7 protein-coding genes and 1 pseudogene are annotated in these 8858 nt (G+C 69.1%); 5 read left to right on the top strand and 3 right to left on the bottom strand.

Annotated elements, in window-relative coordinates; genetic code table 11:
• Positions 1–114: 114 nt before the first annotated feature.
• The gene (locus ACIRDX_RS17840) at positions 115–1290 is read right to left on the bottom strand and encodes a nitrogen regulation protein NR(II) (protein ID WP_396626791.1); all 1176 of its coding nucleotides are present in this window, start codon (positions 1288–1290) and stop codon (positions 115–117) included.
• A 144-nt stretch (positions 1291–1434) separates the two neighbouring features.
• Here ACIRDX_RS17840 and ACIRDX_RS17835 point away from each other — a divergent pair, with 144 nt between their 5' ends.
• The 3 genes from ACIRDX_RS17835 to ACIRDX_RS17825 all read left to right on the top strand — a co-directional run bounded on the left by ACIRDX_RS17835 (position 1435) and on the right by ACIRDX_RS17825 (position 3490).
• Positions 1435–1878: a hypothetical protein gene (locus ACIRDX_RS17835; protein ID WP_396626790.1), complete on the top strand. Its 444-nt coding sequence runs from the start codon at positions 1435–1437 to the stop codon at positions 1876–1878.
• Between the two features lie 80 nt (positions 1879–1958).
• Complete coding sequence (locus ACIRDX_RS17830; protein WP_396626789.1) at positions 1959–2426, top strand: NUDIX domain-containing protein; 468 nt, start codon at positions 1959–1961, stop codon at positions 2424–2426.
• Between the two features lie 188 nt (positions 2427–2614).
• Complete coding sequence (locus tag ACIRDX_RS17825; RefSeq protein ID WP_396626788.1) at positions 2615–3490, top strand: alpha/beta hydrolase; 876 nt, start codon at positions 2615–2617, stop codon at positions 3488–3490.
• Between the two features lie 258 nt (positions 3491–3748).
• On the opposite strand, the gene ACIRDX_RS17820 is transcribed toward ACIRDX_RS17825, so the two are convergent.
• Complete coding sequence (locus ACIRDX_RS17820; RefSeq protein ID WP_396626787.1) at positions 3749–7081, bottom strand: carboxypeptidase regulatory-like domain-containing protein; 3333 nt, start codon at positions 7079–7081, stop codon at positions 3749–3751.
• 154 nt (positions 7082–7235) lie between these two features.
• On the opposite strand from ACIRDX_RS17820, the gene ACIRDX_RS17815 reads away from it, so the two are divergent.
• Together ACIRDX_RS17815 and ACIRDX_RS17810 are read left to right on the top strand one after the other, a co-directional pair.
• Positions 7236–7886: a class I SAM-dependent methyltransferase gene (locus ACIRDX_RS17815; RefSeq protein ID WP_396626786.1), complete on the top strand. Its 651-nt coding sequence runs from the start codon at positions 7236–7238 to the stop codon at positions 7884–7886.
• A 35-nt stretch (positions 7887–7921) separates the two neighbouring features.
• Complete coding sequence (locus tag ACIRDX_RS17810) at positions 7922–8566, top strand: hypothetical protein (protein WP_396626785.1); 645 nt, start codon at positions 7922–7924, stop codon at positions 8564–8566.
• Positions 8567–8726: 160 nt separating this feature from the next.
• On the opposite strand, the pseudogene ACIRDX_RS17805 reads toward ACIRDX_RS17810, so the two are convergent.
• Positions 8727–8858 (bottom strand): annotated as a pseudogene (locus ACIRDX_RS17805) (cyclase family protein); the annotation flags it as partial.

Genomic DNA, 8858 nt, shown 5'->3' with positions numbered 1-8858 from the left:
CATGGCCGGTGACCGCGAGCAGTATCTGGCGGCGGGCTTCGACGACTACGTGTCCAAGCCGATGACGATGACGGGATTGGCCGAGGCCGTGGCCCGTGCCTGGGCCGGCCGGCGTCAGCCGTCCTGAACGTCCAGCTTCGGCAGGCGCAGGCGGAACGTGGTGCCCTGCCCACGAGCGCTCTCGACCTCGATCGTGCCGCCCGCCTGCGTCACGATGCCGTGGACGGTCGACAGGCCGAGGCCGATGCCATGCCCGGCGTCCTTGGTCGTGAAGAACGGCTCGAAGATGTGTTGTTGCGTCGAGGCGTCCATGCCGATGCCCGTGTCCGACACCAGCAGTTCGGCCATGGGGGAACCGGCGGGCGGTTCCGACGGCCACTCGCCGCGCGAGAGCGTCTCGCGCGTCGAGATGCGCAGCCGGCCGCCCTGCGGCATGGCGTCCGACGCATTGGCGGCGAGGTTGACCAGCACCTGATGCAACTGGGCGGTATCGATGCGCACCGGCAGAGCCGCGGCCCACGTGTCCACCAGCACCTCGATGTCCTCGCGCACCAACCGGCGCAGCATCGGCTCGGTGTGGGCGACGGCGTGCCGCAGGTCGACGCGTTGCGGGCGCACCACCTGGGGGCGGCTGAACGCCAGCAACTGGCGGGTGAGGTTGGCCCCCTGCTCGGCCGCTACGTCGATCGAGGCCACGTGCTGTCGCAGGGGATGCGTCGGGAGCAACTGGTCGAGCAGCAGGGCGGTGTAGCCGCGCATCACGGTCAACAGGTTGTTGAAGTCGTGCGCGACCCCGCCGGCGAGCCGGCCCAGGCTCTCGAATTTCTGGCTGTGACGCAGCCGCTGCTCGATGCTGCGTCGCATGGTCACGTCGGTGAAGGTCACCAGGACCCCCTCAAGCCCTGTTCCCGACAGCGGCCGCGTGTTGATCGAGATCCAGGTCAGGCTCTCGTCGGGCTTGTAGACGCCCATGGGCACATCCGAGAGCGGCACGCCGGTCCGGAGGGTGACCATGGCCGGGTGCTCCTCACCCGGGAAGGGCGTGCCGTCTTCCCGGATCGTTCGCCACAGCGGGTCCAGCGACGAGCGGCCTGCGATCTGATCGGCGGTGAGCCCGAGGATCCGCTCCGCGCTCTGGTTGCAGAGGCGGATGTGCCCGTCGGCATCGTGGAAGACGACGCCCTCCGACATGCACGAGAAGATCGCCGCGAGCGTCGCGTCCATGTCGGGCGCGGTGCCGAGGGCCAGCATGCCCGTCTTGAGGCGGGTGACGTGGAGGTCGCTACCCAATGATGGGGTAGCCTAACAGCGACGAATTCGCGGCCAGACTATGCCAAGGGATAGCTGTGGTCAGGGCCTGGCCTGCGAGGGGCGACGAGGACCGGCGGCATGACGCCGACGAGCCGGGCCACCTGCCGGACTGGAGAGATTGCCGTGACGAGACGCGGGATGCTGACGGGGGGCCTGGTGTGGGCCCTGGCGATGGTGGGCACGGCTGGCGCCGCGAGCGCGCAGCAGGTGCAGGTGACCCGGCCGCGCGCCGGGAAGGTGGGCCAGTGGCGCCTGCTCGGGTCGGTGGAAGCCGGGTTCACCGCCGACCACGACACGATCGTGGTGAGCGGCGTCAACGACTGGTTCCGCCGGATCAAGTTCAAGGTGACCGACGCCGGCCTCAACCTCCAGCGCCTGGTGGTGACCTACGAGAGCGGCCAGCCGGACCGCATCGACGTGCGGCAGGACATCCCGAAGGGCGGGGAGAGCCGACAGATCGATCTCGCGGGCGCCGGGCAGCGCCGCATTCGGCGCATCGAGTTCTGGTACGACACCAAGGGCGTGCTGTCGGGGCGGGCCAACGTCTCGGTCTTCGGACTGAAGTGACGCTGCGTCGGGGCAGGTGGCGGGCCGCCGCCGACGGGTTGTAGCCCGCCGCCGTCGGCCCGTGATACGAATGCCCTGAGATGCCGGCGAAGGCGAGCGCAGGAGTCCTGCTGTTCAGGCGACGCGCCACCGGACTCGAAGTGTGCCTGGTGCATCCCGGCGGCCCGTTCTGGGCGCGCCGGGACGTCGGCGCCTGGACCATCCCGAAGGGCGAGATCGAGCCCGGCGAGGAACCGCTGGCCGCGGCGCAACGCGAGTTCGCCGAGGAGACCGGGTCGCCGGTGGCGGGGCCCTTCACGTCCCTCGGCAGCATCCGCATGCGCAGCGGGAAGGTGGTGTACGCGTGGGCGGCCGAGGGCGATCTGGACGTGTCCGCGATGCGTTCCAACGTCTTCACCCTCGAGTGGCCGCCGCGGTCAGGGCGCCAGCAGCAGTTCCCCGAGGCCGACCGCGCGGCCTGGTTCTCGATCGAGGAGGCTCGCCGTCGCATCCTGGCGGCCCAGGCGCCGTTCCTCGACGCCTTGCGCGCCTGGATCGTCTACGTCTGATCGCGTCACCCGCGGCGCTCCGGCCCCGCGACGCGATGGGCGCCCTACGTTACCCGCCGCGCCTGATCTCCCGAGCACCAGGCGCCAGGTCTCGAGTCCCGATCTGCTGATCATCCGAGCCCCCAGCCCCCAGCCCCCAGCCCCACTCCGTGAGCAATGAGGGATGAGCGATGAGGCATGCTGTGGCCATGTCCGCATCCGTGCTGCTTCGACTGTGCCTCTGCCTGCTGCCTGTTGCCGTGCCGGCGATCGGGCGCGCTCAGGCGCCCATGCCCACCGAGATCCCCCTCTGGAGCGGCGTGGCGCCAGGCTCCGAGGGCAAGACGGGTGACGAGGTCGTCGTCACGTCGGCCGCCGGAGAGCGGCGCATCACCAATGTGCATCGCCCCACGCTGACGGTCTACCTGCCGAAGGCGGGCACGGCCACCGGGACGGCCGTGCTGGTGATTCCTGGCGGAGGTCATCGGCAGCTGGTGATGACGCACGAGGGCGACAACCCGGCGGCGTGGCTCCGCGATCGCGGCATCGCGGCGTTCGTGTTGAAGCACAGGCTCGCGCGCGAACCGGGCTCGACGTATCGCATCGACGTGGAAGCGCTCGCTGACGCGAGGCGCGCGGTGCGCATCATCCGCACGCGGGCCGGCGAGTGGGGCATCGACCCGGCGCGCATCGGCGCCATGGGCTTCTCGGCCGGGGGCGAACTCGTGGCGATGGTGTCGATCCGCGACATGGCGGGGGACCCGTCGGCGGCCGATCCGCTCGAGCGCGTCAGCGCGCGTCCGGACTTTCAGGCGCTGATCTACCCGGGGCGATCGGGGGACATCGTGCCCGACGCGAAGAGCGCGCCTGCGTTCCTTGCCGCGGCCTACGACGATCGGCAGGACATCGCCGAGGGACTGGCCGAGGTCTACCTGCGCTTCAAGCGGGCGGGCGTGCCGGCGGAATTGCACATGTACGGCAGCGGCGGTCACGGCTTCGGCGTGCGCGCCACCAACACGCGACCGGTCGGTGCCTGGCTCGACCGCTTTGTGGAGTGGCTGCGCGACCGGCAACTCCTCCGCTAGTCCTCACACACCAGGTCTCAGACCGCAGTCCCCGGGAGTGACGGCTCCAGGACATGGGGAGCCGCTGAAGCCGCGCGGGTACATCGCGCCGACGTGACAAGAGGGCTCCAGCTCCGCCGTTGATATAGAGGCCGCATGGCTGTGGCGATCCTGCCCGGGACGCCACATGCACGAAGGGCCGGAGGCGCATTGCGCACCCCCGGCCCCTGACCTACACCCGGTACCCCGTACCCGGTACCCGGTACCCGCTACCCGTCTCTAGAACATCACCTTGAACGCCAGCTGGATGTTCCGCTCGGTCGTGCCGCAGAGGGCGCACGACGGGTTGGGCAGCATCGCCGTGATCTGGCCGAACAGCGGGTTGCCGAGGTTGCCGTTGGGCTGGGCGAACTGCGGGTTGTTGAGCAGGTTGAACGCCTCGAAGCGGATCTCGGTGTTGAACCGGCCGAAGCGCGTGTTCTTGATCAGCGAGAAGTCGATGTTGAACTGCCCCGGTCCGCGCAGGATGTTGCGGCCCGCGTCGCCGTAGGTGCCCGTGGTGTCGGCCGGCGAGCGGAAAGCCGCCGTGTCGAACCACTTCTCGATCGTCGGGTTGTCGATGGCGCCGTCGGCGATGCGGTTGGGCCGGTTGCCCGTGCCGGTCGACTGCACGCCCTGCGTCTGCGTGACGGTGAAGGGCAGACCCGAGCGCAGGTAGAGGATGCCGCTGGTCTGCCAGCCGCCGAACCACTTGTCACGGGCGAAGGGCAGCTCGTACACCCAGCTCGAGCTCAGCGTGTGGGTGACGTCGTAGTCGGACGGGCCGCGGTTGTACTGCGGGTCGTAGACGTTGGTCAGCGTGACGCCGCCGTCGTTGTCCGAGTTCAGGTCGATGGCCTTGTTCCAGGTGTAGGAGTTCAGCATCGAGAAGTTGTCGGCGAAGCGGCGCTGCACCTTGATGAAGAACCCGTGGTAGTCGAGCGTCCCGGTGCTCTGCACCTGGCCGATGCTGAGCAGGCCCGGCGACACGCCGAAATAGGGACGGTTGACGTTCGGGTTGGTGACGCCGACCGTCGGCGGGGCCTGGTTCGGGTCGCCCTTGAGCAGCATGTTGCGGCCCTGCGAGCCCACGTAGGCCAGCTCGATCATGTAGTTGGTGCCGAGCTGCTGCTGAATGTTCAGGTTCCAGTTGCGTGCGTAGCCGTCGCGGAAGTTGATGTCGAAGATCGACCGCGTGGTGCCGGTGGCTGGCCGGTTCGGATCGACTCCCGGGGGCGGCGGCAGGCCGTCGGAGACGCGCAGCGTCGTGGCGCCGGCCGACGTGTTGAGCGCCGTGGACTGCAGGAACGGCGGGTTCTGCGCCTTGGACGACGAAGTGCCGCCGGGGGTGAAGTTCCAGAACACGCCGAAGCCGCCGCGGATGACGGTCCGCGCGTTGCCCGACAGGTCGTAGGCGAAGCCGAGGCGCGGGGCGAAGTTGGTCTTCGAGTACGTCTGCAGGTAGCGGCCGACGTTGACGCCGGCGATGACGGCGTTGGGCGAGGCGACGACGAACTTGCCGGTGCTCTCGTCGAAGTTCGACTGGCGGTCGTCGATCTCGAGCCAGGGCACGAACACGTCGTAGCGCAGGCCGAGGTTCAGCGTCAGGCGGTTGGTGGCGCGCCAGTCATCGTGGATGTAGGCGGCCCACTCCGGGCGCTGCTCGGTGTAGGTGTCGGCGTCGAACAGGTTGCGCGTCTTGGTGGTGGCAAAGCCGAGCAGGAAGCTGGCCATGTCGTACCCGGTGGCGGCGTTGATCACGCAGCCCGTCGCCAGGCCGGCGCAGTTGGACGTCTGGTTGTTGGTGAAGGCGAAGTTGCCGACGATCGAGTCGGCGTTGAGGATCTCGCGCGAACGGAGCGTCAGGCTGCCGCCCACCTTCACCGTGTGCTTGCCCTTCAGCCAGGTGACGTTGTCGAAGAACTGGAAGTCGTTCTGGTTGGTGATGAGCGGCTGGTTGCCGTTGGCGCCGAGGTTGCGCACCGTCTGGAACGCCAGCTGCGTCATCGCCGACGTGACGTCGTTGAGGTTGATGCCCGGGATGCCGACCGCGGCGGCCGGGTTGGTGCCGTAGGCGATCGGCGTCATGAAGAACTTGATCGAGTTCCAGCCGAAGCGCGCCTCGTTCAGCCAGTTGCTGCCGAACGTGTGCGTGTCGTTGAAGGCGAAGCTCTGCGCCTTGATGTCGCCGTTACCCGCGCCGAACGTCGCGCCCGCGTCGCCCACGGTCGGGATCGTGGCCGGCAGGTCGCGCACGGTCTTCTGGTAGCTGTAGCGACCGAAGAAGCGGTTGGCCTGCGTGAGCACGTGGTCGACCTTGACGTCGAACTGGTCGTCGTTGCGCGTCAGTTCGGGATTGATCAGGTAGTTGTTGATCGGCTGTCCGGTCGCCGCGCGGGCGCCCGCGGTGTTCGGGGCGGGGAAGTACCTCTGCATGACCTGCGCGGAGGCCGGATCCCAGCGGTTGGACGGGATGACGTTGCCCGGGAAGGGCTGGCCGGTCAGCGGGTCGTAGATCACGCGGTTGATCTCGGAGAAGTCACCGGCGCGCATGCGCTCGGACGGCACGGTCGACAGGTACGTCTGGCCGGCCTTGATGCGCAGGCCCTGGTAGTCGGCGAAGAAGAACGTGCGGTCCTTGATGATCTTGCCGCCGAGCGTGCCGCCGAACTGGTTCTGCATGAAGTCCGGCTTGGGGCGGCCGGCGCGGTTGTTGAAGAAGTTGTTGGCGTCGAAGGCGTCGTTGCGGTGGAACTCGAACGCGCTGCCGCGATAGGTGTTCGACCCCGACTTGATCTGCAGGTTGACCACGCCGCCGAGCGAGCGGCCGAACTCGGCCGAGTAGGTGCTGGTCTGCAGCTTGAATTCGTCGATCGCGTCAGGGCTCGGGAAGATGACGACGGTCTGCAGCCAGGTCTCGTTGTTGTCGACGCCGTCGAGCATGTAGTTGTTGTCGCGCGGGCGCTGGCCGTTGGCCGAGAAGGCCGCCGACGCGCGCCACGCCAGCGAGCCCGCGCCGTCGATGTTCGAGCCGGGGATGCCGCGCATCACGCCCGGCACCGTGCGCGTCAGGCTGACGAAGTTGCGGCCGTTGAGCGGCAGCGCCTTGATCTGCTCCTCCTCGACGGTGGTCGAGAGGTCGGAGCTGTTGGGCTGCACCAGCGGCGTCTGCGCCACGATCTCGACGGTCTCGGTCATGTTGCCGACCTCGAGCCTGGCGTCCACGCGCACGCGCTGGTCGACGCTCACCGTGACCCCCTCGAGCAGCACCGTCTTGAAGCCCTGCAACTCGACGTTGACCTTGTAGGTTCCGGTAGGCACCGACGGCGCGGTGTACTCACCGTTGGCGTCGGTGACGTAGGTGCGCGTCCGGCCGGTGTCGACCTGCGTGACCGTGACGGTGACGCCCGGCATCACGCCGCCGCTGTTGTCGGTCACCGTGCCGAGGATGGTGCCGGTGACGGCTTGCGCCCGTGCCAGCGGTGCCGCACACACGGCCACGACGCCCACGCAGAGCGCCACGAGAAGGGCCCGCGCTCGCGCGCGTTGCCGGGGGGATGGGAACAGGGACATCTGACCTCCGGGGACGTGGCCCGGGCGATGTCCATCTGGTCGCATGGCCACATTGAACCGAAATGAAACTAAGGGGCGGTTGAGCTCTCACCACGCACCAGCTGCTCCGGTCAATGCCGGCCCGTGTCAGGCCCGTTCCTGTACGATTCCGGTTGTGCCACGCGCGCTCCGCCTCGCCGCCCTCGCCCTCGGCCTCGTCCTTCCGCTCCACGCCACCGTCGCGCACGCGCAGGTGGGCGTCCGCCCGGCCCGGGAGTACATCCCGATGCTCGACGCGCCCGAGCGCATCGAGTCGATGCGCGTGCCCGAGCTGATCGATCGCCTGGGCGTGAAGAAGACGATGGTCGTCGCCGATGTGGGCGCCGGGTCGGGCGTCCTGACCGGCCCGCTCGCGCTGGCCACCGGCCCGGGCGGCGTGGTCTACGCCTCGGACATCGACCCGGAGCTGCTGGCCCACATCACGCAGCGGGCGCAGGCCTCGCGCCTGCCGAACGTGAAGACCGTGCTCGGCACCTTCACCGACCCGCAGCTGCCGCAGGCGGTCGATCTGGCGCTGATGAACGACGTGCTCCACCATGTCGCCGACCGCGCGCTGTACATGAAGAACCTGGCGCGACACCTCAAGAAGGGCGGGCGCCTGGCGATCATCGATTTCACGCCGGCGGCCAGCCCGCACAAGGACAAGCCGGAACTCGTCGTGTCGCAGGCGCAGGTGGACGACTGGGCAGCGGCCGCAGGACTGGTGCGCACCGAGGCGTTCTCGCTGTACACGGACCGCTTCTTCGTCGTCTACACCAAACGCTAGTCGCTGGCGGCCGGGCCGGCTCGCTACGCTGGCGCGTGCCCGTCTCCGCCCCTGGCGTCCTGCTCCTGCTTCCCCTCGCCCTCGTCGCGGTGACGGGGCTACCCGCGTCTGCGCAATCGGCGACGACCGCCGCCCCCACCTGGTCGGTGTCGCCGTCCCTGATGGTCTACGCGATTCCCGACGAAGACCCGTTCGTGCAGCCGTCGGTGTCCATCGATCGCGGGCGCCTGCACCTCGAGGGGCGCTACAACTACGAGGACCGCGAAACCGGCTCGGCCTGGGTCGGCGTGAACACGGGCGGCGGCGATGCGCTCTGGTGGGAGTTCACGCCCATGGTCGGCGTCGTCTTCGGGCGCTCGCAGGGCGTGGCGCCCGGCTACCGCGGCGCCGTCGGCTGGAAGCGGCTCGAGTTCTCCAGCGAGGGGGAGTACGTGTTCGACGCGGAGGATTCGTCGGCGTCGTTCTTCTACAACTGGTCGGAGACCACCGTCGGCCTGACCGAGTGGCTGCGCCTCGGCGTGGCGGCGCAACGCACGCGGCTCTACGCGCAGGACGGACGCGACATCCAGCGCGGGCTGGTGGCCGGGGCGACGATCGGGCCGCTCGACGCCACGGTCTACGTGTTCAATCCCGACGACTCCCGGCCCATCGTCATCGCCTCGGTGGCGGTCGGGTTCTGACGCGGCCGATGGCCGCGGGGGCTGGGGGCTCGGGGCTTGTGGGGCACGCGGCTCCGGCGCTGGGCTCCAACGCTCTCAGGGCGAACTCCGGACCGCCTAGCCAGTCCTGTCCACCGTGAGCTCTGGCTGAGCCCTGAGCCTTGGGCCCTGTGCCTCAGACCTACGGCAGCAACGCCACGGCGCGGAGCGGGCCGCCGCTGCCACCGCCCACCTTCATGGGGAGCGCGAGGAGCACGGCGCCGCGCGCGGGCAGGCGATCGAGGTTGGCCAGGTTCTCGAAGCCCGGGATGCC

Origin of the sequence: Luteitalea sp. (genome assembly GCF_044337415.1) — a bacterium.
Lineage (GTDB): Bacteria > Acidobacteriota > Vicinamibacteria > Vicinamibacterales > Vicinamibacteraceae > Luteitalea.
This window is presented reverse-complemented; position numbering and strand designations above follow the sequence as displayed.

Excerpts from the sequence above, each read along its gene's own strand:
- ACIRDX_RS17830 (WP_396626789.1), top strand. The coding sequence starts at position 1,959 with ATGCCGGCGAAGGCGAGCGCAGGAGTCCTGCTGTTCAGGCGACGCGCC.
- ACIRDX_RS17820 (WP_396626787.1), bottom strand. The coding sequence starts at position 7,081 with ATGTCCCTGTTCCCATCCCCCCGGCAACGCGCGCGAGCGCGGGCCCTT.
- ACIRDX_RS17825 (WP_396626788.1), top strand. The coding sequence starts at position 2,615 with ATGTCCGCATCCGTGCTGCTTCGACTGTGCCTCTGCCTGCTGCCTGTT.